Genomic DNA, 24,784 nt, shown 5'->3' on the forward strand with positions numbered 1-24,784 from the left:
GTGTCAGTTTTTTTGCGGCCGCACAAGCGGCGCAACCGGCGCATGGCATCCACCCCGTTGGCGGCCATGCGCCGTGCCGTTTCAAGCGCTTGCAACAGCCGTCGCCGGCGCGGGCGAAGCGTGGTCCGGCGCCTCCACCGGGCCTGCCCCTTGCGCGGCCCAGTCGCGATGCCTGCGGTCTTCGCGGATCATGTCGCTGGCGCGCTCCGCGATCATGATGGTCGGAGAATTCGTGTTGCCCGACGTGATCCGTGGCATCACCGACGCATCGACCACCCGCAGGCCGTCGATGCCCAGCACGCGCAGCCGATGGTCGACCACCGCCATCGCATCGTCGGCACGGCCCATCTTGCAGGTGCCGACCGGATGGAAGATGGTGGTGCCGATATTGCCGGCGGCTTCGGCGAGTTGCTCGTCGGTCTGGAAGGCCGGTCCCGGCAGCCATTCCTCGGGGCGGTACGGCGCCAGCGCCGGCGACGCCACGATGCGGCGCGTAAGCCGGATCGAATCGGCGGCGACCTTGCGGTCCTCGTCGGTCGACAGGTAGTTGGGCGCAATCACCGGCGCCTGGCGGAAGTCCGCGCTGCCGGCATGCACGCTGCCGCGCGAAGTCGGGCGCAGGTTGCAGGCGCTGGCGGTAAAGGCATTGAAGGCATGGAGCGGATCGCCAAACTTGTCCAGCGACAGCGGCTGCACGTGGTACTCGATATTCGGCCGCGCCTGCGACGGGTCCGAGCGCGCAAACGCACCCAGCTGCGATGGCGCCATGCTCATCGGGCCGCTCTGGTTGAACGCGTATTGCACGCCGATGCAGAACTTGCCCCACAGGCTGGCGGCGCGCGTGTTCAGCGTGCGCACGCCGTTGACCTTGACCACGCTGCGCAGCTGCAGGTGGTCCTGCAGGTTCTCGCCCACGCCGGGCAGCGCGTGGCGTACCGGAATGCCCAGCGCCTGCAGCCGCTCGGCCTGGCCGATGCCCGACAGCTCCAGCAGCTGCGGCGTGTTGACCGCGCCGGCGGCGAGGATCACCTCGTGCGTGGCCGCGGCCGTATGCGGGCGAGTGCCGCCGATATAGTTGACGCCGGTGCAGCGGCGCCCGTCAAAGGTCAGCCCGCTCACCTGCGCGCCGGTGACGATGGTCAGGTTGGGCCGCTCCGAGGCTCGCCGCAGGAACGCCTTGGCGGTGTTCCAGCGGATGCCGCGGCGCTGGTTCACCTCGAAATAGCCCACGCCGAAATTATCGCCGCGGTTGAAGTCGTCGGTGCGCGGGATCCCCGCTTCCTCGGCGGCATCGGCAAAGCGCTCCAGGATGTCCCAGCGCAGCCGCTGCCCCTCCACGCGCCATTCGCCGCCGGCGCCGTGGAATTCGCTGGGGCCCCGGTGATGATCCTCGCTGCGCTTGAACAGCGGCAGCACGTTGTCCCAGCGCCAGCCATCGTCGCCGGTCAGCCGCGCCCACTCGTCATAGTCTTCGCGCTGGCCGCGCATGTAGATCATGCCGTTGATCGACGAACAGCCGCCCAGCACGCGCCCGCGCGGATAGCCCAGCGAGCGCCCGTTCAACCCTGCTTCGGCTTCGGTGCGATAGAGCCAGTCGGTGCGCGGGTTGCCGATGCAGTAGAGATAACCCACCGGGATATGGATCCAGTGGTAATCGTCCTTGCCGCCGGCTTCCAGCAGCAGCACGTTGATGTCCGGGTCCTGCGTCAGCCGGTTCGCCAGGACACAGCCGGCCGAACCGGCCCCCACGATGATGTAGTCGAATGTCTCCATGGCGCTTGTTGTCGTGATCGTCGGTTTTACTTCGCCACCGGCATGGTGAACTCGGCGCCCTTGGCGATCGAGTCCGGCCAGCGCTGCATCACGCTCTTGTAGCGCGTGTAGAAGCGCACGCCCTCTTCGCCATAGGCATGGTGGTCGCCGAACAGCGAACGCTTCCAGCCGCCGAACGAATGCCACGCCATCGGCACCGGGATCGGCACGTTGATGCCGACCATGCCCACCTGGATCTGCCGCGCGAATGCGCGCGCGATGCCGCCGTCGCTGGTGTAGCACGACACGCCGTTGCCGTACTCGTGCGCATTGATCAGCGCCACCGCCTCGGCAAAGTCATGCACGCGCACCACCGACAGCACCGGGCCGAAGATCTCTTCCTTGTAGATGGTCATGTCGGGCTTCACATGGTCGAACAGCGTGCCGCCGACATAGAAGCCGTTCTCGTGCCCGTCGACCTGGTGGCCGCGGCCATCGGTCACCAGCGTCGCACCCTCTGCCACGCCTTTGGCGATATAGCCTTCGACCTTGGCCTTGTGCGCACCGGTCACCAGCGGGCCCATCTCGGCATCGGCCTCCATGCCGTTGCGGATCTTCAAGGCACGCGCGCGCTCGGCCAGGCGCGGCACCAGCTGGTCGGCGACCTCGCCCACAGCCACCGCCACCGAGATCGCCATGCAGCGCTCGCCAGCCGATCCATATGCGGCGCCGATCAGCGCATCGACCGCCTGGTCGAGGTCCGCATCGGGCATCACCACCAGGTGGTTCTTGGCGCCGCCCAGCGCCTGCACGCGCTTGCCGTGCTTCGTGCCTTCCGTATAGATGTACTCGGCGATCGGGGTCGAGCCGACGAACGACAGCGCCTGCACGTCCGGATGCGCCAGCAGCGCGTCGACCGCTTCCTTGTCGCCCTGCACCACGTTGAACACGCCGTCCGGCAAACCGGCCTGGCGCAGCAAATCGGCAATCAGCAGGCTCGGCGACGGGTCGCGCTCCGACGGCTTGAGCACGAAGGTATTGCCGCACGCCAGCGCCACCGGGAACATCCACATCGGCACCATCACCGGGAAGTTGAACGGCGTGATGCCGGCCACCACGCCCAGCGGCTGGCGCAGGTTCCAGTTGTCGATGCCGCCGCCGATGTTGTCGGTGAAATCGGTCTTGAGCAGGTTGGGAATGCCGCAGGCAAACTCCACCACCTCGATGCCGCGCGTGACCTCGCCCCTGGCATCGGAGAACACCTTGCCATGCTCGCGCGTGATCAGTGCGGCAAGGTCGTCGTGGTGCTGGTCCAGCAGTTCCTTGAACTTGAACAGGATGCGCGCGCGGCGCAGCGGCGGGGTGTCGGCCCACGCGGGGAAAGCGGCCTTGGCGGCGGCGACGGCCTCGGCCACGTCTTGCGTGGTGCCGAGCGCCACGCGCGCGGACACTTCGCCGGTGGCGGGGTTGTAGATATCGGCCAGGCGCTGCGAGGCGCCGCGTGTCTGCCGGCCTGCGATGCTATGGCCGATGATGGCCTGCACTGCGCTGGCCTCTGCAAGGATGTCTTCCACTTCCGCTCCTGAATGCTGGTGCCCAGGGCGCTTCGCCCCCGGATTTGCCCCGTCGATCTTTGCGTCTGGTGAAGACGCTGCCACGGCGCGCCGCGCCCCGGCCCCGCCACGTATGCCGTGCGGCACAAGACTTCGTGCCATGGTTGAGCGCAAGCTTGGTGCAGTTGCGCGGCCCCGTCCAATGATTTATCGTCAATCGCAATATAAGCCGCGCAAAATATTGCGACGCAACACAGCCACTGCGCCCCGCCCTTGGATCTCCATCACCTGCGCGCCTTTGTCGCCGTCGCGCGCGAAGGCAACCTCACCCGTGCCGCACAGCGCCTGCACCTGACCCAGCCTGCGGTCAGCCTGCAACTGAAGGCGCTGCAGTCGGCGTGGCGCATCAAGCTGTTCGAGCGCACGGCGGCGGGCCTGACGCTGACCGCCGACGGCGCCGCGCTGCTGCCGCTGGCCGAGCGCATTCTCGATGGCGTGGGCGACCTGCAGCACACCGTTAACGCCATGCATCACACCGTGCGCGGACGGCTGGCGATCGGCACCATCCTCGATCCAGAATTCACGCGGCTGGGCCCGATGCTGCGCACACTGGTCGAGCGCCACCCGCAGATCGGCACCGAACTGCGCCACGGCATGTCGGGCTGGGTGCTGCAGCAGGTACGCAGCGGTGCGCTGGACGTGGGCTTCTACCTGGGACAGCCGGCCGAGGCGGGCTTCCACGCGCTGACGCTGACGCCGTTTTCGTATTACGTGGTGGCGCCCAAAGGCTGGAAGGAACGCACCGCGCTGCGCTCGTGGGCGCAGCTGGCCACGCTGCCCTGGATCTGGACGCCGCCGGAATCGGCGCACAACCGGCTGTTGACAGCGCGCTTCGCGCAGGCCGGCGTGGATCCCGCCACCGTGCCCAAGGTGGCGCATGTCGACCAGGAAGCGTCGATGCTGGACCTGGTGCGCTCCGGCGTGGGGCTGTCGCTGGTGCGCGACGCGATTGCGCTGCGCGAGTCGCATGCGCACGGGCTGGTGATTGTCGAAGGGGTCTCGGTGCAGACCGAGCTGACCCTGGTCTGCCTGGCCGCGCGCCGCGACGATCCGGTGGTCGCGGCCGTGTTCGGCGTGGCCGAGTCCGTGTTCCGGACCTAGCCCTGCGGGCTGGCCAGCCGGCGCTGCAGCCAGTTGGTCAGCGCCGCGAACACTTCGCCGCGCAGCGGCTGCGCTTCATTGAAGATCTCGTGGTAGCCGTGATCGAACCAGGCCTGTTCGCGCAGGTCGGGCGGCGCATTGTCGAAAAAGGTGCGGCTGCCGGCCGGGTCCACCACGCGGTCGGCGCCGCCGACCAGCATCAGCATGGGCGCCTCCAGCAGCGCGGCGTCGGCCTGGGCCTGCGCCATGCCGCGGATAAACCCTTCCAGCACGCCGGCGGTGATGGTGGTCTGCACCAGCGGATCGGCGCGATAGGCGGCGACCACCGCCGGGTCGTGCGACAGATCCCGGGCATCGATCGGGTTGGGCACGCGCAGCCGCGGCGCCAGCGTCAGCAGCACGCGGTGCAGCGCCAGCGCCGGCCGCGACAGCCGCAGCGCCAGCGCCGGCGAGGACAGCACCAGGGCGCGCACCGGCCGCACCCGCGCGGTGGCAAAGCGCGCCGCGATCAGGCCGCCCATGCTGTGGCCGAGCAGGATCGGCAATTCGTGCCAGCCCGGCACCGCGGCATCGTAGATCTCGGCGAGGTCGTTCAGGTAGGTGTCCGGATGGTCCGCGACCATGCGCGCGCCGCCGCTGGCGCCGTGGCCGCGCAGGTCGAAGGCCCGCACCCGCAGTCCCAGGCCGCACAGCACCTCGGCGACATGCTGGTAGCGGCCCGCGTGTTCGGCCAGCCCGTGAACCAGCAGCACCGAGCCGAGCGGTTCGGCAAAGCGGGCCGGATCGGGTTGCCAGGTACGGAGCAGCAATTCGGTGCCGTCGCGCATGCGCTGGCGGCTCTGCGCCGGCGCAAGGCTGGCCGCCGTGGTGGCGGCAAGCGCGTTGGCAACGGCGGCCATGGCCGGGTCCTCCGTCATCGGCTGTTCCATCTGCACAGGTCTCCTGCCGGCACGGTAGCGCACCGGCTGTCTTATTTTTGTGGATACCGCTTTGCCGGCCAGCCCCGGCCACGCCGGGCGTTCAGGCCGACCCCAGCCGTGAGCTCAGCCGTGGCAGGCCGGCCGGTCCGGCGCGTCCGGCTGCGCCATGTCGGCCAGGATCGGGCAGTCCGGCCGGTCGTCGCCGTTGCAGTGCTGCGCCAGTTCGCGCAGCGTGTCGCGCATCGCCGCCAGTTCGGCGATGCGCTGCTCCAGGTCGGCCACATGCCGCAGTGTCAGCGCCTTGACGTCGGCGCTGGCGCGGCCGCGGTCGTGCCACAGCGACAGCAGGTTGCGGATCTCGTCGAGCGAGAATCCCAGATTACGGGCACGCCGCACGAAGCGCAAGGTATGCACCGCGCGTTCGTCATAGCGGCGGTAGCCGCCTTCGGTGCGCGGCGGCGCCGCCACCAGCCCGATCGATTCATAGTGGCGGATCATCTTGGCCGATACGCCCGAGGCCTGTGCCGCTTCGCCGATATTCATCACTCGCCTCCTTGCGTCGCCGCGGACGCGCCCGGCGCGGTGCCGGCCTGCGCACGCCAGCGACGCAGCAGCAGCGCATTGGCGACCACGCTGACGCTGGAGAAGGCCATCGCCGCGCCCGCCACCACCGGGTTGAGCAAGCCGGCCGCGGCCAGCGGGATCCCCACCACGTTATAGATAAAGGCCCAGAACAGGTTCTGGCGGATCTTGCGCACGGTGCGGTGCGAGACCGCCAGCGCATCGGCCACCAGCGCCGGGTCGCCGCGCATCAGCGTAATGCCGGCGGCATGCATGGCGACGTCGGTGCCGGTCGACATGGCAATGCCCACGTTGGCCGCGGCCAGTGCCGGCGCATCGTTGATGCCGTCGCCCACCATCGCCACCACCGCGCCATCGCGGCCCAGCGCCTGCACGCGCGCGGCCTTGTCCTCGGGCAGGACTTCGGCCTGCACGTCATCCAGCCCCAGCGCCTGCGCCACGCGCGCCGCCGCGCCGGCGTTGTCGCCGGTCAGCATCACGGTGCGCACGCCGGCGGCGCGCAGCCTGGCGATCGCCGCCGGCGCCCCCGGCTTGATGGCATCGCCGAAGGCGACCAGCCCGGCCACGCGCGGCGGCGTGGCCTGCACCAGCCACGACACGGTGCGGCCCTCGGCGCGCAACTGGTCGGCCACGGCAGCCAGCGTGCCCGCCGGCGCGCCCAGCGACTCGCGCAGGCGCTCGCTGCCCAGTTGCAGGGCGTGGCCGTCGACCACGCCGGCAATGCCGCGGCCCGGCAGCGCCTGCACGCCGCTGGCCTGCGGCACGGCGATGCCACGCGCCTGCGCCGCGGCCAGCACGGCGCGCGCCAGCGGATGCTCGCTGCCGCCCTGCAGCGCGGCCAGTTGCGCCAGCAACGCGCTGCCGTCGGCGTCGGCCGGGTCGGCCGCATGCAATGCCACCACTTCGGGCTTGCCGACCGTCAGCGTGCCGGTCTTGTCGAACGCCACCACGCTGACCCGGTGCGCGATTTCCAGCGCCTCGGCGTCCTTGATCAGGATGCCGGCGCGCGCACCGGCGCCGGTGCCGGCCATGATCGCGGTGGGCGTGGCCAGCCCCAGCGCGCACGGGCAGGCGATCACCAGCACCGCCACGGCATTGAGCAGCGCCGCTTCCCAGTCGCCCGCAAACAGGCCCCAGCCCAGCACCGTCACCAGCGCAATGCCCAGCACCACCGGCACGAACACGGCGCTGACGCGGTCGACCAGGCGCTGGATCGGCGCCTTGGCCGCCTGTGCGTGCTCGACCATGCGAATGATGCGCGCCAGCACGGTCTCGGCGCCCACCGCCACGGTGCGCGCCACCAGCAGGCCTTCGAAATTGATGGCGCCGCCGGTGATGCGGTCGCCGGGCTGCTTCGGCACCGGCAGGCTTTCGCCGGTCAGCATCGATTCATCGGCATGGCTGGTGCCTTCGACCACCTCGGCATCCACCGGGATGCGCTCGCCGGGGCGCACCACCACTTCGTCGCCGATGCGGACGTCCGCCAGCGGCACGCTCTGCTCGACCCCGCCGCGCCGCACGCGCGCGGTGTCCGGGCGCAATGCCGCCAGCGCGCGGATGGCCTCGGCGGTCTGCCGCTTGGCGCGCGTCTCCAGCCACTTGCCCAGCCGCACCAGCGTGATCACCACCGCCGCGCTCTCGAAGTACAGGTGCGGCATGGCATCGGCCGGCGTGTGCCACATCAGCCACAGCGACAGCCCGTAAGCGGCCGTGGTGCCGAGTGCGACCAGCAGGTCCATATTGCCCGCGCCCGCGCGTACCGCCTTCCAGCCCGCCTTGTAGAAGCGCCAGCCGAACACGAACTGCACCGGCGTGGCCAGCAGCCACTGCACCCACGCCGGCAGCATCCAGTGCACGCCGAACCATTCCAGCACCATCGGCGCCACCAGGGGCAGCGACAGCGCCGCCGAGATTGCCACCGGCCACGGGCCGTCCCAGAACGCCGGACGCGTGGGCTGCCCGGGCTGGGCTGCCTGCACCGCATCCGCCACCGGCGTCGCGCCATAGCCGGCGCGCGCGACCGCGCTCACCAGCGCCGCGGTATCGGCGGCGCCGCGCAGCACCGTCACGCTGGCGCGCTCGGTGGCCAGGTTGACGGTGGCCTCGACCACCCCGGGCACGGCGCGCAGCGCCTTGTCCACCCGGGCCACGCACGAGGCGCAGGTCATGTCGGCGATATGCAGTTCGAGGGTGTCCTCGGGCACGGCGTAGCCGGCCTCGGCCACGGCGCGCGCGGCCGCAGGCAGCACCGCGGCGGATGCCGCGCGCAGCGTAGCAGCCTCGGTGGCCAGGTTCACGGCCACGTCGCGCACGCCAGGCACCTTAGCCAATGCCTTTTCGACGCGCCCGACGCAGGAAGCGCAGGTCATGCCTTCGACCGGCAACCGCCATTCAGGCATGGCGTCGGCGGGCGGGCGGTGGCCCGTGCGGACCGGTTGAGAAGCGAGCACAGCGCTGGAATCTGGCATGGTTCTGAATCATCCACAGTGTCGATGTCAGCATCATGGACCTTACCATCATTGGAAGGTCAAGGCCCCGTTCAGATGATGCCTGCGACACGTCGACACCAGAATTTCCCCTTGCGCTTCCCATGGTGGCAAGGTTCAAACTATGTCTGTCGCGGCTCCATACCGCGTTTCCATCCCGTTCAGGAGCGTTCCAACATGATCCAGTTCCAGGTTGAAGGCATGACTTGCAACCACTGCGTCGGCGCCATCACGCGTGCCGTGCAGGCGGTCGATCCCGCCGCGCGCGTCAGCGCCGATGTGCCGGCCCAGGCCGTGCGCGTCGACAGCGGCGCTGACGCGCAGGCGTTGCGCCAGGCCATCGAGGCGGCCGGCTACCCGGTCAGGTCGGCGGCGTAAGCCGTCGTCACCCAGCAAAAAGGGCGCCCCCGGGCGCCCTTTTGCTTGACGTGTGCCCCGTTCAGAAGCGGTAGCCCACGTTCAGGAACGTCACCACCGGATCGATCTTAATCTTGGTGTGCGACTGGATCGTCACCGGGCCCGCCTGCGTGGTGAACGACGCGCGCGTCGACAGCGGCACATACGACACCGACAGCCCGACGAACCAGTTGTCGTTGATGGCGTAGTTGGCGCCGATATTGAACACGGGGTTCCACGACGGCTTGGCGCTGGCGGTCATGCGTGCGCCGGGCGCGAACTCGCGGTTGACGAAGTTCTGGTTGGTAATGGTCTCGTCGGTAAACCAGGTGTAATTCACGCCGATGCCGACATAGGGGCGGAACTTGGTCTTGGCGTCGAAGAAGTGGTACTTGACCAGCAGCGCCGGGCTCCACTGCTTGACCGAGCCGAGCTTGCCATACTGGGCGTAGTTGCCGGTGCCCTTGACATCATGCTTCGGCGGAATGCCCGCGATGATCTCGCCCGAGATGTTGTCGGTAAAGTAATGGCTAAAGGCCAGACCCAGCGTGTCGGCGGACTCGATTTTCGCGCCGGTATTTGGGCGGGTGATGCCGACCGGGCGGCCGCCAATGCTGTCCACGGTGAGCGGATCGGCGGAGCTGTTCGGCATCACGCGGAACCAGCCCATGCTGACGATATTGCTGCCCGCGGACTGCGCGTGCGCGGCTCCGGTCAGCGCCATCACGGCGCCCGCGGCCAGCATCTTCTTATAGGTCGATTTCATAATCCTCTTACTCCTCTTTCGGTAACTGCCGCGTGCATTATCCGGCCAGCCTGCGCGCGGTTGTTTCATCAATGACACGGATTCGTAGAGGACGCCCCCTAAAGGGAGGGTTAACCATGAAAAAAAGCGGCGGCCGCGGCCCACCGAGGCGACCGTCCGCAGCGTCCACGCAACGGTTTATGCCGCACGGCGGAAAAAACCCTCACATGGAAGCGGTTTTAGCGGCCTGGCGCGCAACAGCAGCCGCGCGCCGGAGCCCGGGACGGCGTCAGGGCGTCACGATGGCAAAGTTCGGCTCGGACTTGTCCATCAGCCCCGCCCACGCCGCCAGCACCTGCGCGTCGCCCTCGACGCGCGCGCGGCCCGCCTGGGTCTCCGCCTGCAGCGTGGTCTGGCCGGCCAGCACGCCCATCAGCACCGCGCGCGGCATGGTCAGCGTGGCCTGCGGCGAGGCATGCTGCGCGTCGGCCTTGTAGCGGAACACGCCGTTTTCCACGGTCAGCGCAAAACGCTTGCCGGTGTCCGGCTGTACCCAGTTCAGCGCCAGCGTCTTGCCGGCGGCACGGTCGCCGTTCAGGCTGATCGCCAGGTAGTCCAGGAACATGGTGTCGGTCATCGCGCGCAGCACGTCCGGGCTGCCGGCGCGGCGGCCGGTCTTGGGCGGGCCCGCGCGCAGCTCGGCGGCGCCGCTCAGGTAGGCGTTGCGCCAGGTCGACGATTCCGCCTGGTAGCCGAGCTGCTCCAGCGCGTCGGCCTCCAGCTGGCGGGCCGCCTGGTTGGACGGGTCGGCAAAGACCACATGCTTGACCACCTCGGCCACCCAGCGGTACTCGCCGCGCGCATAGGCGGCGCGCGCCTGCTCCAGCACGCGCGCCGCGCCGCCCATGAATTCGACATAGTGCTTGCCGGCCTCTTCCGGGGGCAGCGGGTTCAGGTTGGCCGGGTTGGCGTCATACCAGCCCAGGTAGCGCTGGTACACCGCCTTGGCGTTGTGGCTGACGGTGCCGTAGTAGTCGCGCAGGTGCCATTCGCTGGCCAGCGACGGCGGCAGCTTGACGCGCTCGGCGATCTCCGCCGGCACATAGCCCAGGTTGGCCAGCCGCAACGACTGGTCGTGGATGTATTTGTAGCCGTCGCGCTGCTTGCCGAGGTAAGTGACGATCTCCTGGCGGCCCCAGGTGGGCCAGTGGTGCTGGGCGAACAGGACGTCGGTGCGTGCGCCGAAGCGGTCGATGGTCTGGTCCAGCGCGCGCCACCACTGGTTGGCATCGCGCACCTGGGCGCCGCGGAGGGTGTAGAGGTTGTGCAGGTTGTGGGTGGCATCCTCGGCCGCGCACAAGGCCTTCCACTGCGGGAAGTACATCAGCATCTCGGCCGGAGCCTCGGTGCCGGGCGCCATCAGGAACTCGATCTGCACGCCGTCGAGGGTGCGCGTGTCGCCGGTCTTGTGGATCAGGTCGGTCGGCGCGATCAGCGTCAGGGTGCCATGCGCCACGGCCTTGCCCAGCCCCACATCGACCTGCCCGGTGGCCGAGCGCGGCAGGTTGAAGCCATACATGTATTGCGCGCGACGGCTCATGGCGTTGCCGGCGAAGACGTTCTCGCTGACGGCCTCTTCCATGAAACCCTCAGGCGCCAGCACCTTGACCCGCCCTGCCTTGACGTCGTCTTCGCTGACGACGCCCTTGACGCCGCCGAAGTGGTCGCCATGGCTGTGGGTATAGATCACCGCCACCACCGGCTTCCGCGGCCGGTGCCTGAAGTACAGATCCAGGCCGGCGCGCGAGGTCTCCGTCGCGGTCAGCGGGTCGATCACGATCAGGCCGGTATCGCCCTCGATGATGGTCATGTTGGCGATATCGAAGCCGCGCACCTGGTAGATCCGGTCCGTCACCTGGAACAGCCCGTGGTGCAGATTGAGCTGGGCCTGGCGCCACAGGCTGGGGTTCACCGTGGGCGGCGCCGTGTCTTGCTTGAGGAAGTCGTAGGGCTGGAGCGCCCACACCACATTGCCCTTGGCGTCGCGGATCTCGGTCTGGTCCAGCGTGCCGATAAAGCCCCGGCGCGCCACCTCGAAATCGCGCCGGTCCTGGAACGGCAGCTGTTGCAGCACGGCCGCGTTGGCACGCGCGGTGGCAGCGGTGGCCGGGTTGCCTGCCGTGGCCGGGCCGGCGGCGGCACTGGCGGGACCGGCAAGGGTGAAGGCGGCTGCGGCCAGGGCGGCAGCGGCGGCGGCAAAGGCGGTGGGGTACGGCATCATGGTCTCCTGGAATGCTGCGCCGGGCGTCGGTGGTCGACCGCCAAACGCTTATGTCATTGTGCTGAACGTTCAGTACAATTCAGGAGTTTGGTGGCAGACCTCGTCTACTGTCAAATAGACTCCCGGCGCAGATCGGACCCTGCCGCCAGCGACCGTCTTCCTCCACTTCTTGCCGCCCCCATCCAATGCCCTCGACCCGCCCGGCCGCCAGCCCCGCCGCCCAGAACCCTCCCGCGCCCGTCGCCAAGAACCGGCGCGGCCTGGAAACCCGCGAACGCGTGATCACCGTCACGTGCGGGCTGATCAGCGCGCACGGCTACGCCGAGGTCACCCTTGACCAGATTTCCGCAGAGGCCGGCGTGGCCAAGAGCAGCCTGCTATGGCATTTCGGCAGCAAGGAAATGCTGCTGGCCGAGGCCGCCAGCAGCCTGTTCCGGCAGATCGGCGAGGAACTGGGCGCGGAGCCGCGCCACGGCAGGACCGCGGCACGGCGGCTCGAGAATACGTTCGACCGGGTCGCCGACTATTTCACCGCCAACCCCGAAGCCAAGGGTGTGGTGCTGGCGCTGCTGTTCTCCGGCAGCGTGCCGGCCAGCGTGCGCGAAGAAATCCGCCGCAGCTGGGACAGCCACGTGCGGGAACTGGTCGAGGCGCTGTCGGCCCCCGGCCGTCCGCTGCCCGCGCCGATGGCGCGCCTGATGATCGCGACCATCCACGGCTGCTACTGCCACTGGTACGCCAGCGACCGCAGCGAACCGATCGCCGCCTTCCTGGCGCCGGCGCGCGAGCTGTTCGGCGACTGGCTGCGCAGCCGCGACCGCGGCGGCTGATCAGGCGCGGCTGGCGAGCACGCACGCCGCCAGGTCCCACAGCGCATAGCCCACGCTCTTGAATACCAGCGGGCTGCCCGCCCGCGTGCGAATGGCGTCCGCCTGCAGGATTGCGGTCTCGAACGGCTGCACGTCGGCCCAGTCGATGCCGGCCTGCAGCAGGTCGCCGGCCTCGTCCTCGATGCCGAACAGGGTGTCGGCCAGCAGGCGGCCATGGCCGGCGGCGGCGTGGCACAGCGCCGGCGGCAGCTCGCACATGTCGGGCCGGAACGCGCCGACCGCGGCGATGAAGTGATGGTCGCGCCAGAGGCCGCTGTCCAGGTCCGGCAGCACTGCCGTGCGGCTCGACGTGACCGTGACCACCATCGACACGCGCGGCAACACCGCCGCGACCGACTCCGCCACCTGCGCTTCCACCCCCAGCGCCCGGGCATGCGCGACCAGCGCGTCGGCCTTGTCGCGCGTGCGCGAATGCAGCCACAGCTTGCGCACGCCCAGCCCGGCGACGAAGGCCTCCAGGTGCGTCAGCGCCTGCACGCCCGCGCCGACGATCAGCAGTTCGCCGTCGGGGCGCGCGGCAAAGCGCTGCGCCGCCAGCAGCGACACCGCCGCGGTGCGCCGCCCCGTCACGGTCGGTCCGTCGAGCATGGCGATGCGCGCGCCGGTATGGGCATCGGCCACCACCACTTCGCCGAGGATGCTGGGCAGCCCGCGTTGCGGGTTGCCGGGATGGACAGTGATGTTCTTGGTCATCACCAGCTTGCGGTTGCGCGCGGGCATCACCAGCAGCGTGCCCTCGCCGCCTTGCGCGTCGCCTACCGGCAGCGCGATGCGCGGCGGCGCCATGGCGGTGCCGTCGCGCAACTCGGCCAGCATGTCGGCGATGGCTTGCGCCAGTTCGGGATACGGCAGGCGCGCGGCAGTGGTGGCGGCATCGAGGGGGACGAGGGACATGCGCGGGCTCCGGCAGGACGTGGCGAAGCGCCATTATTGCGCATGGCCGCGCCCGCGCTTCAGCCCGCCAGCAACGCCATCACCTGCGCCGCATAGCGCGTACCCGCCGCTGCGCCGGCCGGAAACACCGCGTCGATATCGGCCAGGTCGCGTGCGTCCAGCCGCACCGCCAGCGCGCCGAGGTTGTCGTCCAGGTTGGCGATGCGGCGCGTACCCGGGATCGGCACCACCTGCGGCCCGCGCGCCAGCACCCAGGCCAGTGCCAGTTGCGCCGGCGTGCAGCCCTTGTCCGCCGCCAGCGCGCGCACCTTGTCGACCAGCGCCAGGTTGCGCGCAAAGTTCTCGCCCATGAAGCGCGGGTTGGTCCGGCGGAAGTCGTCCGCGTCAAAGTCCTCCGGGCTGCGGATCGCGCCGGTCAGGAAGCCGCGCCCGAGCGGACTATAAGGAACGAAGCCTATCCCCAGGCGCGCGCAGGCGGCGAGCACGCCGTCCTCGTCGGCGTCGCGGGTCCACAGCGAGTATTCGCTCTGCAGCGCCGTGATCGGATGCACCCGGTGTGCGCGTTCGAGCGTGGCGGCGCTGGCTTCGGACAATCCCAGCCAGCGTACCTTGCCGGCCCGCACCAGGTCCGCCATGGCGCCGACGGTGTCCTCGACCGGCACCGCCGGATCCACGCGATGCAGGTAATACAGGTCGATGTGGTCCGTCCCCAGGCGCTTCAGGCTGGCCTCGCAGCTGGCACGCACATAGTCCGGCCGGCCATTGACGCCCCGCGTGGCGGGGTTGGCGGGGTCGCGCACCAGCCCGAACTTGGTCGCCAGCACCACCTGCCCGCGCCGCCCGGCGATGGCGCGGCCCACCAGTGCCTCGTTGGTGTGCGGGCCGTAGATATCGGCGGTGTCGAGCAGGTTGATGCCGCGCTCCAGGGCGTGGTGGATGGTGCGGATCGACTCGGCGTCGTCGTGCGCGCCATAGAAGTCGCTCATGCCCATGCAGCCGAGGCCGAGCGGAAAGACGCTGGGGCCGGTCTCGCCCAGCTGGCGCAATGAGGTGGAAATGGCGTTGGCGGTCATCGAGGGCTCCGGTTGGCCGGCGGCATGCCGGCGGTGCATGGGATGCGGCAAGTATGGGCACTCGACCCGCCAGGAAACAGCGTGCTACGCTGCATGCATCATGAAGCCAGACTTCACAATCGATATTGATTCACTGCCCGCGCTCGCCGCCTTCGCCCGCGTGGCCCGGCTGGGAAGCTTTACCGCCGCGGCCACCGCGCTGGCCGTCAGTCCTTCGGCGGTGTCGCAGACCATCCGCCAGCTGGAAACGCGCCTGGGCGTGCGGCTGCTGCAGCGGACCACCCGCAGCGTCGGCCTGACCGAGGCCGGTGCCGCGCTGCTGGCGCGCGTGGAACCGGCGCTGGCCGAGATCGGGGCCGCCACCGACGATATCCGCCAGCAGCGCGACCTGCCCGCCGGCACGCTGCGGCTGACCACGCCAACCACCGCCGGCGCGCTGGTGCTGCGGCCCCTGCTGGCCGACTTCATGCGCGCCTTTCCCGGTCTCACCGTCGACGTGGTCACCAACGACCGCTTCGCCGACCTGGTCGCCGAAGGCTTTGACGCCGGCCTGCGCCTGGGCGAGGCCCTGCAGCGCGACATGGTTGCCATCCCGGTCACAGGCCCATTGCGCATGGTGGTGGCGGCTTCGCCCGATTACCTCGCGCGCCACGGCACGCCGCGCCATCCGCGCGACCTGCACGCGCACCTCTGCCTGCACTACCGCTTCGGGCCCCATGGCAGCATCTATCGCTGGGAGTTCGTCGAAGACGGCCGCACCTTCACCATGGATACGCGCGCCGCGCTGATCGCCAACGACAGGACCTTGCTGCACCAGGCGGCGCTCGACGGGATCGGGCTGATCCACGAATTCCCGGTGCATATCCAGCCCTCGCTCGACAACGGCCGGCTGGTCACCGTGCTCGATCCCTGGCTGCCGCCGTTCGACGGGCTCTACCTGTATTACCCGAGCCGCGTGCTGATGCCGCCCAAGCTGCGCGTATTCGTCGATTTCCTGAAAGCGCGCGCAGGCCTCAGCGCCTAGCCGCGGGCACGGGCGCGCGCACCGAAGCACCGCGCACCTCGATGCCGATGCGGTCCACCACCTTGCCGGCGGCATCGAGCAGTTCCACCTGGTGCCGGCCCGGCCACGGCAGCCATGCCACCTCGCCGCCGCGTCCGAGCGGCTTGCCGTCCATGCGCCAGCTGACCGCGCGCGCCGGCTGGCCGGCCACGCCCTGCGCCTGGAACCATACCCGCTGCGAGGCCGGCGGCATGTCGGGATCCAGCGCAAACACCGTGCCGTCGGCGGGCGTGGCGATCATCGGGGCCGCCGTGCGCGCGGCCGGTGCGCCCACGCTGACGCGCCGGATCGCGGTGCCCGCCAGGAACACTTCATCGCGCGCGGGCTCCAGCCCGTCGTCGAAGCTCAGCGCCACGCGCTCCACGCCGGCGGGCATGGCGGGCGCCTGGCTGGGGCGCGCGCGGTGCAGGACTTCCATCACGTCATGCCATACCGGCGCCGCGCCCGACACGCCTGAGACGTCGCGCATGCTGGCGCCGCTGGCATTGCCGACCCACACGCCCACGGTGTAGTGCTGCGACCAGCCGATGCACCAGTTATCGCGCATGTCCTTGCTGGTACCGGTCTTCACCGCGGTCCAGAAGCGCGTGGTGAGCGGGCTGTCGAGCCCGAAGGTGCGGGCGCGGGCGTGGCGGTCAGACAGGATGTCGGCGACCACATAGCTTGCCCCGGGCTGCATCACGGTCTTTGCCGGCGTGGCCGGCGCCCCTTGCCGCAGCCGTGGCGGCGCGTAGCTGCCGCCATTGGCGAGCGCGCGGTAGGCATTGGTCAGCGCCAGCAGCGACACGTCGGCGCTGCCCAGCGCCAGGCTGTAGCCATAGTAGTCGCCCGCCTCGGTCAGCGGCAGCCCCAGCGCCACCAGGCGCTTGTGGAAGCGGTGCGGGGTCACCATCACCAGCGTGCGCACCGCCGGCACGTTCAGCGATGCCGCCAGCGACGCACGCAGGCTGACCCAGCCGGCATAGCGGTGGTCGTAGTTCTGCGGCACGTAAAGGCCGCCGCCGACCGGCAGGTTCACCGGCCGGTCGTCCAGCAGCGAAGCCGCCGTGAGCCGCTTTTCTTCCAGCGCCTGCGCGTACAGAAATGGCTTGAGCGTCGATCCGGCCTGGCGCAGCGCCGCCGCGTGGTCCACCTGCGCGGCGCCGGACAGCGCGCCGGACGAGCCCACGTAGGCCAGCACGTCGCCAGTGGCGTTGTCGATCACCACCACCGCGCCGTCCTCGACATTGCGCCCGGCCAGTTCGCGCAGGTGCCGGTCCAGGCTGGCGACGGCAGCGCGTTGCAGGCGGGCGTCGAGCGTCGAGGCGATGCGCGCGGGCATGGCGGCGCCGGCCACCAGTTGGGCACGCGCCTCGCCGACCAAGCGCCGCGACAGGTGCGGCGCGAGCTGGGCCGCGCCCGCTGACGGCATGGCCGCGGCGGCGCGCTGCGCCACCGGTCCGGTGCGCAGCAGCGCCAGTTGCGCGAAGCCCTCCAGGCCGTCGCACTCGCGCGGCAGGCGCATCTCGCGCAGGATGCCGCAGGCCCGGCTGGCCACCTGCGCGGCCCGGGCATTGGGCGCGCGCACCAGCGCCACCGCCAGCGCCGACTCGCGCGCATCGAGCCCTTCGGGATACTTGCCGAACAGCGCCTGCGACATCGCCGACAGGCCCACCAGTTCGCCGCGGAACGGCACCAGGTTGAGATAGGCCTCGAGGATCTGGTCCTTGCTCCAGCCGCGTTCCAGCGCCGCGGCGCCGGCGGCCTGCCCCAGCTTCTGCGTGACGCTGCGTCCCTGCCCGGGCGCGCCGGGGCGGCGCAGGTCTTCATCGAGCAGGCCGGCCAGCTGCATGGTCAGCGTGGAAGCCCCGCGCGTGCGCGTGTTCCACAGGTTGGCCCACGCCGCCGCGGCCACGCCCTGCCAGTCAACGCCGCTATGTGCATAGAAGCGCCGGTCCTCCGACAACACGATGGCCGTGCGCAGCGCGGGCGAGGTGTCGGCCAGCGCCACCCAGTCACCGCGGCGCGCACGGAAGTCGTCGCGCACGCGGCCCACCGGCTCGCCGTGGCGGTCCAGCACCACCACGTCGGCGCTGCGCCAGTCGGCGCGCACCTGCGCGAACGTGGGCAGGGCCGCTGCCGGCGCCGGCCACGCCAGCGCCGTCCCCACTGCGACTGTGGACAGGCACCGCTTCATTGTTGCGTGCGTCCCGACACCAGCCCCGCCACCAGCAGCACCTGCGCCGCGGCGTAGGTCCACCAGATGCCCAGCTGGAAGGATTCGAACGGCACCAGGAAGCGCGCAATGCCGATCATCATGTCCGACGCGGCAAAGCACAGCGCCCCCAGCGCCGCCAGCGGCGTGGGCAGGCGCGCCACCAGCGCGCTGCACACCATGGCGGCGAGCACGCCCACGTACAGCGTGACCGGCACGGTCAGCGTGCCGAGGTTGGGCCAGAAGCGGCCCAGCATGGTGCCCGCCACGCCGAGCATGGCGCCACAGGCAATCAGCCGGTGCGGGCGGGTATCGCCGGCCAGCGGCACCAGCAGGCGCAGGTAGGCCAGGTGCGCCAGCAGGAAGGCGCCAAGCCCGCCCACGAATGAAAACGACAGCGTCGGCAGCGCCAGCAGGAAATCGCCCAGCGCCGAGCACAGCAGCGCCGTAACCAGCCAGCGGCGCTCGCCGGGCACGCGGTGGAACCACGCGGCGCGCGCCAGCAGCAGCGCCATCGCGGTCTTCCACGCCGGCTGCATGGCGATATGCCCGGTCAGCGGCGCGCCCTCGGGCAGGTCCAGCGCCACCTGCACCAGTAGCGCACCGTAGAGGAGGCCGGCCATGGTGCCCGCGAGCCACCACTCGCGCACGCGCGCCGGCATCATCACGGCCAGCCAGCTCATGGGCGCGCCCCGACCGCCAGCCGCGCGTTGGGCGCCACGCCGAACACGTCGGGCGCATACATCGCTTCGACCCGCGTGGGCGGCAGCGCGAAGTCGCCCGCGTTGTTCAACCGCACCGTGTATTCGACCGAGACCTTGCCCTTGGGCAGGTAACCGAAGTACTCGCGGTAGGCCTGCGGCGTGCGCTCGATATAGGCCGGCCAGGCCGCGCCCTGGCGCTGCTCGCCGCGCGTGGCGATGGCCGAGTCGCGGCCCAGGCCGCTGCCCAGGATGGTGGCGCCGGCAGGCACCGGATCGCTCACCACCACCCAGGTCATGTCGGCCTGCGCATCGATCTCCAGCTTGACCCGGTACACGTCGCCGCGCGACCACTTGCCCGCCACCGCCTGTTCCTGCGGCGTCACGGTGCGCTGGATGCGGTAGCCCGCCGCCAGCGGCGCGGTCACCGGCACCGCCGCCATGGCGCGCACCGTGGCCCACGGCTGGCCCGCGCCGGCGTGCTCCACCTGCAGCGTGCCGCCTTCGGCAGCCGGCCAGGGCAGGTCGATGCCGCCCTGCGCCACGCCGTCGCTGCGCTGCGCGCGCGCCCAGTCGAAACTGCGTGCGGCGTCGGCGGCATTGCTGACGCTGGCGCGCGTGGTGCCGGCCACCGGCGTCTTTTCGAACGCCTGCGCAAAGCGCGTCACCGCCAGCATGCCCCAGGCGTTGGCGGTGGTGGTGCCCCAGGCGCCGTGCACCTGGCGTCCCAGCAGCCCCGTGGCCAGTTTCGGCGCGTCTTCCTTCCAGCCCGGCAGCTCCGACGCCAGCGCCAGCAGGCGCGCGGCATTCACATCGCCGCCGGCCATCATCCACCACCAGTTGTCAGTGCGCTCGGTGGAGAACGCCAGGCGCGTGCCCTGCACCGTCAGGCGCGAGCGCAGCAATTGCTGGGCCTCGGCCAGGCGCTGCTCGCGCTGCGGAATGTCCTGCACGCGCGTGAGCAGCAGGGTCCAGTCCAGCAACGCCGAGGTCGGCCACTGCGCCGGCAGGATCTGGATCGATCCCAGCATGCGCGCCTGCGCATGGCCGGTGCGCGACAGCGCCTCGAGCGCGGCCAGCTTGCGCACCTCCAGATACTGCGTGCCGCCGGCGGGCGACCAGCTGTCGCGGCGGATGCGGCCTTCGACAAAGTCGGTCAGGCCGCGCTCCATCTGCGCGCGCTGCGCGTCGGGAATGCGCAGCGCCTGCCCGGCGCGCGCCGCCTCATCGGTCACCGCGAGCAGGTAGGCAGTCAGCACTTCGCTGCCGTAGTCGCTGTCGCTGTTCAGCGGGAAGTACGAAGCCAGGCCGTTGGCATCGAGGTAGGACGGCAGCTGCGTCATCAGCGCGTCCCACGCGGCGCTGTCGTTCAGGCCGATGGCTTTCGACGCGCGCTGCTCCAGGCAGGTGAACGGGTAGTTGCGGAACCACTCGCGCACGCCCGGCATGCCGCCCGCCAGCGACGACTGGAAGCTGACCTGCAGCCCGCCGCGTACCTTGCCCGCCGGGTCGGCCAGCGCGCCCGGCGGCGCCTTGACCGGCACCGACAGCGACGGCGCCACCTGCGCCAGCGTGGCCTGCTGCACCGTGACCGGCACCGCCGGCACGATCTGCTGCGACACCTTGATGCGGTCGGAGGCACCCTGCGTGCCCTGCTCGCTGGCCTGCACTTCCCACATCACGGTGCCGGTGCGCGCATACGCCAGCAGCGCGGGCGCGGTCACGTCCCAGCCGATCTCGCGCGCTTCGCCCGCGGGGATCTGCACGGTCTGCACCGGCAGGCCGGTCTCGTTGCCAAGCAGCGTGCCGCGCGCGCTGGCCTGCACCGTCATCGCGCGCCGGGTGGTATTGCGCAGCGTGAACATGGCGCGGTAGCGGTCATCCTCGCGCACCAGCGGCGGCAGCCCGGAAATCACCTGCAGGTCCTGGGTGGCGGCAATGGTGGCGCTGCCGGTGCCGAAGCGGCCCAGGCCCAGGTCCGCCACCGCGACGATGCGGAAGCTGGTGAGCGAATCGTTGAGCGGCACCTCGACGCTGGCACGGCCCTCGGCGTCGAGCTGCACGCGCGGGTTCCACAGCAGCAGCGTGTCGAACAGCTCGCGCGTGGGGCTCTTGCCGCCGCCGCCGCCCGCCGGCACCGCCTTGCGCCCGTAGTGGCGGCGCCCGATGATCTCCATCTGCGCGGTCGCGGTTTCCACGCCGTAGCCGCGCCGCTGCAGCATCGCGTCGAGCAGGTCCCAGCTGGTGTTGGGCATCAGCTCCAGCAGCGCCTGGTCCACCGCGGCCAGCGCGACTTCGCCGTTGGCGGCGGGCTTGCCGTCGGGCAGCTTGACCTGGATCGCCACGCGCGCCTTGCCGCGCACCGGATAGCTGGTCTTGTCGGGGGTCACCGCGACGTCGAGCCGGTGGCCGGCATTGCCGACGCGGATCTCGGCCAGCCCCAGCCGGAAGGCTGGCTTGGACAGGTCGACCAGCGCGGTCGGCGCCGCATACTCGCGCCCTTCGCTGCGGAACGCGCGCCACCATTCGCCCGGCTGGCGCCAGCCCCAGGTAAAGAACGAATACCACGGCACCTCATGCAGGCGCCCGCGCAAGGCCAGCACCGACACGTAGACGTTGGGCCCCCACTCCGGCTTCACCTGCACGCGCACGGTGGGATCGCTGCCGTGCAGCTCGACCACCTGGGTCTGGTAGATGCCTTCGCGCTCCACCGCCACCAGCGCGGTGGCGTGGCGGAACGGCATGCGCACCTGGAACACCGCGGTGTCGCCCGGCGCATAAGATTTTTTCTCCGGCAGCAGGTCGATGCGGTCATGGTTCTCGCCGCCGAACCACAGCTCGCCCTGGCGCGTCACCCACACCGTCGAGGCTGCCTGCGCGGTACGGCCGTCCTTGTCGCGCGCGCTGGCCACCAGCTCGATCTGGCCGGCCTGCTCCAGCGCCACCTCGCAGCGCGCGCGGCCCTGCGCATCGGTGCGGGTTTCGCATACGGTGCCGAGGTCGCGCGTCTCGGTACGGTTGTCATAGCGGTAGAAGCCGCCCACCACGCGCTTGCGCGCCGAGGTGGTGATACGGGCGCGCGCGTTGATTTTGACCGGGGCGTCCGCCACCGGCTTGCCGTTGACGTCCAGCACCACGCCGTGCACCGCCAGCTTCTGCCTGACCGAGACCCAGTCGTCGGTACGGATGCCGGCCACCACCGCCGCCGGCCATACCGGCACGGTCTGGCGCAGTGTCTGGATCTCGCCGTTGGGATCGGCAAAGCCGGCTTCGAGCACCAGGTCGCGCGGGGCGTCGGCCTTGGGCAGCTTGCGCAGCGTCACGCTGCCATTGCCGTTCTTGTCCAGCGTCAGCGGCAGCTTGTCGGCGACCAGCTTCTGGCCGTCGGCGCTGGCATCGCGCTGCTGGTCCTCATCCATGTCCTCGTCGCCGCCGCTTTCGCGCTGCGCGCGCGGGGGGTTGAACGAGAATTCGTCATAGCCCGGGAAGCTGACGTATTTGTCGCGCAGCAGCGCGGACATGCGCACCGGCAACCCGGCGGCGCCGCCGCCGGAAAGATAGTGGATCTCGACGCCAACCGGCAGTTCGGCCGGTGCCACCACGGGACCGCCCTTGCCCGCCACCTGCAGCGTGCCGGCGAGCACCGGCAGGCGGAACGCCTCGACGCGGAAGCTGCCGCTGGTGTAGCTGCGCGCGCCGCCGTCGTCTTGCGCGCCATCGCCCTTCGGGCTTTCCAGCTCGACGGTATAGACCCCCAGCTTGGCCGCCGCGGGCACCTGGAAGGTGCTTTCCGCGCTGCGCCCGCCGGTCGCGGTCTGGCGCCATTGCAGTGGCAGCTCGTAGCGCTGGCCGCTGCCCTCATGGCGAATGGTCACGCGCGTTGGCAGCGGACGGCTGGCCGGCGGTAACGCAAAGCCCTGCACGGTCTCGGCGCGGATCAGGTGCTTCATCGACACGGTTTCGCCGGCGCGCAGCAGCGTGCGGTCGAAGATAGTGTGGGCGCGCACGGTGGGCGTGGCGCTGGTGTCGGTGGGCACATTGAAGCGCCAGCTCTCGATGCCGCGGTTCCAGTCCGACATCACGAAGGCCATGTCGGCCTTGCCGCGCGCCTGCGGGTGCGTGGCGGCGATGCGGGCGGAGACAAAATAGCCCGACAGCCCGTTCTGGTCGCACGCGCCTTGCGGTGCCGCGGCCAGCTTGGCAAAGCGCGCCACGCCGCTGGCATCGGTGCGGCCTTCGCCAAGCAGGCGTCCGCTGCAGTCGCGCACCGCCACCGCGGCATCGCGGACCGGCTTGCCGTCGTCCAGTGCGGTGACCCAGGCCACCCCGCTGCGGCTGCCATCGTCCTCGTTGCCGGTGCTGCGGCCCAGCTTGAAATGCACGCCGAGGTTGGTGACCAGCGCGGCGGTGCGCACGTACATCGGCGCGCGCTTGCCCAGCAGCGCCTCGCCCAGCATCGGCGAGGCGATCTCGACCACATGGAAACCCGGCTCCGGCAACGGGATGCCGACCACCTCGAACGGCCGCGGCGCATCGCCCGAAGGTTTGGGCACGGCCAGCTTCTGCACGCCCGGGGCGCGCTCGAGCAGCGACACCGAGCGGGTTTCGATCGACACCGCATTGCGCGGATTATTGACGCGGTACGGCGCGCGGCCCGCCAGCACGGCGTCGAGTTCGCCGCGCGTATAGCTGGCCTCATGCAGCCGGCGCACCAGGCCGAACCACTGCATCACCGCCGCGTCGTCGTCGACGCGCAGCTTCATCACGGTGCCGGCCCTGGCCTGCACGCCGCGCACGGCGAGATCCGCTTCGACATTGCGCAGCGTCACCGGCAGCAGCGGGGGATAGTCGGCCGCCTGCTTGCCGCGCGGCAGTTCGCCGAAGCGCTCGACCACGCCGAACGGCGCCGCGGCAAACTTGGCCAGCGGCGGCATCGAGGCGGTGGCCACCTTGAGCGGGAACAGGTCCGCATTGGCCAGCGCGCGGCCGCTGTCGTCCTGCAGGTTGCGCGGCACTTCGATGGTGAACTGCGCCTTCTCGGCGAACGGCGCGGCAAAGGTGAGCGCGCTGACGCTGGCGTCCGCCGCCAGGTCGGGATCGAACTGCGGCGCGCGCGGACCCGACGGGGTCTTCAGCACCACGCTTTCGGCCAGCTTGCGCGGCACCGGCGCCGAGAACGTTACCGACATCGGCCGCAGCGGCGTGCACGGGGCTTGCGCGTGTTCGCGCTCGCAGCTGAAGCTGGCGGTAAACGGCTCGCGCACGGTGTAGTCGAAACGGCGTTCCTCGCGCGTGGCGACGCCCGAGGGCGTGGCAATACCCGCGCCCAGCACCAGCTGCACCCGCGCCGCGCCCGGCAGCCGCTGCTGGCAGGCGAGCAGGTGCACCGCATCGGGCGCCGGTTTGGCCAGACGGTCCCAGCGGATGGCCGCGAGCACCGCCTCGCGCTCCTTGCCGGCCAGCAACCGGACCGGAATGCGCTCGCCCAGCCCCTGCGCCTGGCACCAGGCGTGCTCGCGCACCGAGGCCGCGGTGGCGGCACCGTTGAAGCGCAGCGCGAAGACCTGGTCTTCCTCGATCTCGCCGCCCGACGGCCGGCTCGAGACCACGGTCGGGCCGCCGGTCTCGAAGCGGTATTCCGCCTTGCCGGCATAGGCACTGCCGGCCTCGCTGCGCAGGCCGGCACGCATGCGCACGGTGCAGCGCACGCCCGGCGGCAGGTCGCTGGCGAAGTCGTAGACCCAGTTTTTTGCGTCGATCCAGCGCGCCTGGCCGCTGGTGCTGGCACCGGTGCAGGAGACCGCCGCGGGCGCGGTGGCTTGGACGTCGCCCATCGGCACCATGGCTTCGTCAAAGCGGATGGCCACCTGCCGCACCTGGCCGACCGTGCCTTCCGGCGAGAAACGGCTCACCTGCGCGGCCAGCGCGCCCCCGGCCAGCGTGGTCAGCACGGCCGCCATGCCCACGGCCGCGCAAGCCCGCGCCATGTGCGATTGCTGCAGCGAACTGCCAAGGCCCCGATCGGCTCGGGCGACGATCCCCTTCATCCTGCCATCCTCCGTTTCCGCCACGTTTGCGGCACCCGGCGAGGGT

The 24,784-nt window shown here is 70.6% G+C and carries 16 protein-coding genes; 4 read left to right on the forward strand and 12 right to left on the reverse strand.

All coding sequences use genetic code 11. The features are described from left to right. Positions 1–81: 81 nt before the first annotated feature. Complete coding sequence (locus ACOCMH_RS16250; RefSeq protein WP_427311927.1) at positions 82–1,773, reverse strand: GMC family oxidoreductase; 1,692 nt, start codon at positions 1,771–1,773, stop codon at positions 82–84. 26 nt (positions 1,774–1,799) lie between these two features. Then, positions 1,800–3,296, reverse strand: a complete 1,497-nt coding sequence (locus tag ACOCMH_RS16255) for a CoA-acylating methylmalonate-semialdehyde dehydrogenase (protein ID WP_427313306.1) — start codon at positions 3,294–3,296, stop codon at positions 1,800–1,802. Between the two features lie 282 nt (positions 3,297–3,578). Between ACOCMH_RS16255 and ACOCMH_RS16260 the strand changes: the two genes are divergently transcribed. After that, positions 3,579–4,466 (forward strand): LysR family transcriptional regulator, encoded by an 888-nt coding sequence (locus tag ACOCMH_RS16260; RefSeq protein WP_427311929.1) that lies wholly within the window; start codon positions 3,579–3,581, stop codon positions 4,464–4,466. Here ACOCMH_RS16260 and ACOCMH_RS16265 read toward each other — a convergent pair. The 3 genes from ACOCMH_RS16265 to ACOCMH_RS16275 all read right to left on the reverse strand — a co-directional run bounded on the left by ACOCMH_RS16265 (position 4,463) and on the right by ACOCMH_RS16275 (position 8,436). Continuing rightward, positions 4,463–5,395 (reverse strand): lysophospholipase, encoded by a 933-nt coding sequence (locus ACOCMH_RS16265; RefSeq protein ID WP_427311931.1) that lies wholly within the window; start codon positions 5,393–5,395, stop codon positions 4,463–4,465. The two genes, ACOCMH_RS16260 and ACOCMH_RS16265, sit on opposite strands and share 4 nt — an antisense overlap. Positions 5,396–5,509: 114 nt before the next feature. Next, positions 5,510–5,929, reverse strand: coding sequence for a Cu(I)-responsive transcriptional regulator (gene cueR, locus ACOCMH_RS16270; protein ID WP_427311933.1), 420 nt, complete (start codon positions 5,927–5,929; stop codon positions 5,510–5,512). Continuing rightward, the gene (locus ACOCMH_RS16275; protein WP_427311935.1) at positions 5,929–8,436 is read right to left on the reverse strand and encodes a heavy metal translocating P-type ATPase; all 2,508 of its coding nucleotides are present in this window, start codon (positions 8,434–8,436) and stop codon (positions 5,929–5,931) included. Before ACOCMH_RS16275 ends, cueR begins: the two co-directional genes overlap by 1 nt. 195 nt (positions 8,437–8,631) lie before the next feature. Between ACOCMH_RS16275 and ACOCMH_RS16280 the strand changes: the two genes are divergently transcribed. Beyond that, the gene (locus tag ACOCMH_RS16280; protein WP_427311937.1) at positions 8,632–8,832 is read left to right on the forward strand and encodes a heavy-metal-associated domain-containing protein; all 201 of its coding nucleotides are present in this window, start codon (positions 8,632–8,634) and stop codon (positions 8,830–8,832) included. A gap of 61 nt (positions 8,833–8,893) precedes the next feature. Here the strand turns inward: ACOCMH_RS16280 and ACOCMH_RS16285 are convergent, their stop codons facing one another. Further along, positions 8,894–9,616 (reverse strand): OmpW/AlkL family protein, encoded by a 723-nt coding sequence (locus ACOCMH_RS16285; RefSeq protein WP_427311939.1) that lies wholly within the window; start codon positions 9,614–9,616, stop codon positions 8,894–8,896. A 268-nt stretch (positions 9,617–9,884) separates the two neighbouring features. After that, positions 9,885–11,873, reverse strand: coding sequence for an alkyl/aryl-sulfatase (locus ACOCMH_RS16290; protein ID WP_427313307.1), 1,989 nt, complete (start codon positions 11,871–11,873; stop codon positions 9,885–9,887). Between the two features lie 188 nt (positions 11,874–12,061). On the opposite strand from ACOCMH_RS16290, the gene ACOCMH_RS16295 reads away from it, so the two are divergent. Further along, positions 12,062–12,706 (forward strand): TetR/AcrR family transcriptional regulator, encoded by a 645-nt coding sequence (locus ACOCMH_RS16295; protein WP_427311941.1) that lies wholly within the window; start codon positions 12,062–12,064, stop codon positions 12,704–12,706. Here the strand turns inward: ACOCMH_RS16295 and ACOCMH_RS16300 are convergent, their stop codons facing one another. Continuing rightward, the gene (locus ACOCMH_RS16300; protein ID WP_427311943.1) at positions 12,707–13,660 is read right to left on the reverse strand and encodes a delta(1)-pyrroline-2-carboxylate reductase family protein; all 954 of its coding nucleotides are present in this window, start codon (positions 13,658–13,660) and stop codon (positions 12,707–12,709) included. A gap of 59 nt (positions 13,661–13,719) precedes the next feature. Continuing rightward, the gene (locus ACOCMH_RS16305) at positions 13,720–14,733 is read right to left on the reverse strand and encodes an aldo/keto reductase (protein WP_427311945.1); all 1,014 of its coding nucleotides are present in this window, start codon (positions 14,731–14,733) and stop codon (positions 13,720–13,722) included. Positions 14,734–14,833: 100 nt separating this feature from the next. Here ACOCMH_RS16305 and ACOCMH_RS16310 point away from each other — a divergent pair, with 100 nt between their 5' ends. After that, entirely contained in the window at positions 14,834–15,757 is a 924-nt protein-coding gene (locus ACOCMH_RS16310) for a LysR family transcriptional regulator (protein WP_427311947.1), read from the forward strand. On the opposite strand, the gene pbpC is transcribed toward ACOCMH_RS16310, so the two are convergent. Genes pbpC through ACOCMH_RS16325 form a run of 3 tightly spaced genes read right to left on the reverse strand, consistent with a single transcriptional unit; the run spans position 15,747 to position 24,738 of the window. Continuing rightward, a complete protein-coding gene (gene pbpC / locus ACOCMH_RS16315) occupies positions 15,747–17,972 on the reverse strand; it encodes a penicillin-binding protein 1C (RefSeq protein ID WP_427311949.1) in 2,226 nt (741 codons plus the stop codon). The two genes, ACOCMH_RS16310 and pbpC, sit on opposite strands and share 11 nt — an antisense overlap. Beyond that, entirely contained in the window at positions 17,969–18,673 is a 705-nt protein-coding gene (locus ACOCMH_RS16320) for a lysoplasmalogenase (RefSeq protein ID WP_427311951.1), read from the reverse strand. The genes pbpC and ACOCMH_RS16320 overlap by 4 nt, the downstream gene beginning before the upstream one ends. After that, a complete protein-coding gene (locus ACOCMH_RS16325) occupies positions 18,670–24,738 on the reverse strand; it encodes an MG2 domain-containing protein (RefSeq protein WP_427311953.1) in 6,069 nt (2,022 codons plus the stop codon). Before ACOCMH_RS16325 ends, ACOCMH_RS16320 begins: the two co-directional genes overlap by 4 nt. Positions 24,739–24,784 lie beyond the last annotated feature (46 nt).

The sequence above is a fragment of the Cupriavidus sp. H39 genome (assembly GCF_050271075.1).
GTDB lineage: Bacteria > Pseudomonadota > Gammaproteobacteria > Burkholderiales > Burkholderiaceae > Cupriavidus > Cupriavidus necator_B.

Coding starts and splice junctions, on each gene's coding strand:
- ACOCMH_RS16250 (WP_427311927.1), bottom strand. CDS start 1,773: ATGGAGACATTCGACTACATCATCGTGGGGGCCGGTTCGGCCGGCTGT.
- ACOCMH_RS16265 (WP_427311931.1), bottom strand. CDS start 5,395: ATGGAACAGCCGATGACGGAGGACCCGGCCATGGCCGCCGTTGCCAAC.
- cueR (WP_427311933.1), bottom strand. CDS start 5,929: ATGAATATCGGCGAAGCGGCACAGGCCTCGGGCGTATCGGCCAAGATG.
- ACOCMH_RS16275 (WP_427311935.1), bottom strand. CDS start 8,436: ATGCCAGATTCCAGCGCTGTGCTCGCTTCTCAACCGGTCCGCACGGGC.
- ACOCMH_RS16280 (WP_427311937.1), top strand. CDS start 8,632: ATGATCCAGTTCCAGGTTGAAGGCATGACTTGCAACCACTGCGTCGGC.
- ACOCMH_RS16285 (WP_427311939.1), bottom strand. CDS start 9,616: ATGAAATCGACCTATAAGAAGATGCTGGCCGCGGGCGCCGTGATGGCG.
- ACOCMH_RS16290 (WP_427313307.1), bottom strand. CDS start 11,873: ATGCCGTACCCCACCGCCTTTGCCGCCGCCGCTGCCGCCCTGGCCGCA.
- ACOCMH_RS16295 (WP_427311941.1), top strand. CDS start 12,062: ATGCCCTCGACCCGCCCGGCCGCCAGCCCCGCCGCCCAGAACCCTCCC.
- ACOCMH_RS16300 (WP_427311943.1), bottom strand. CDS start 13,660: ATGTCCCTCGTCCCCCTCGATGCCGCCACCACTGCCGCGCGCCTGCCG.
- ACOCMH_RS16305 (WP_427311945.1), bottom strand. CDS start 14,733: ATGACCGCCAACGCCATTTCCACCTCATTGCGCCAGCTGGGCGAGACC.
- ACOCMH_RS16310 (WP_427311947.1), top strand. CDS start 14,834: ATGAAGCCAGACTTCACAATCGATATTGATTCACTGCCCGCGCTCGCC.
- pbpC (WP_427311949.1), bottom strand. CDS start 17,972: ATGAAGCGGTGCCTGTCCACAGTCGCAGTGGGGACGGCGCTGGCGTGG.
- ACOCMH_RS16320 (WP_427311951.1), bottom strand. CDS start 18,673: ATGAGCTGGCTGGCCGTGATGATGCCGGCGCGCGTGCGCGAGTGGTGG.
- ACOCMH_RS16325 (WP_427311953.1), bottom strand. CDS start 24,738: ATGAAGGGGATCGTCGCCCGAGCCGATCGGGGCCTTGGCAGTTCGCTG.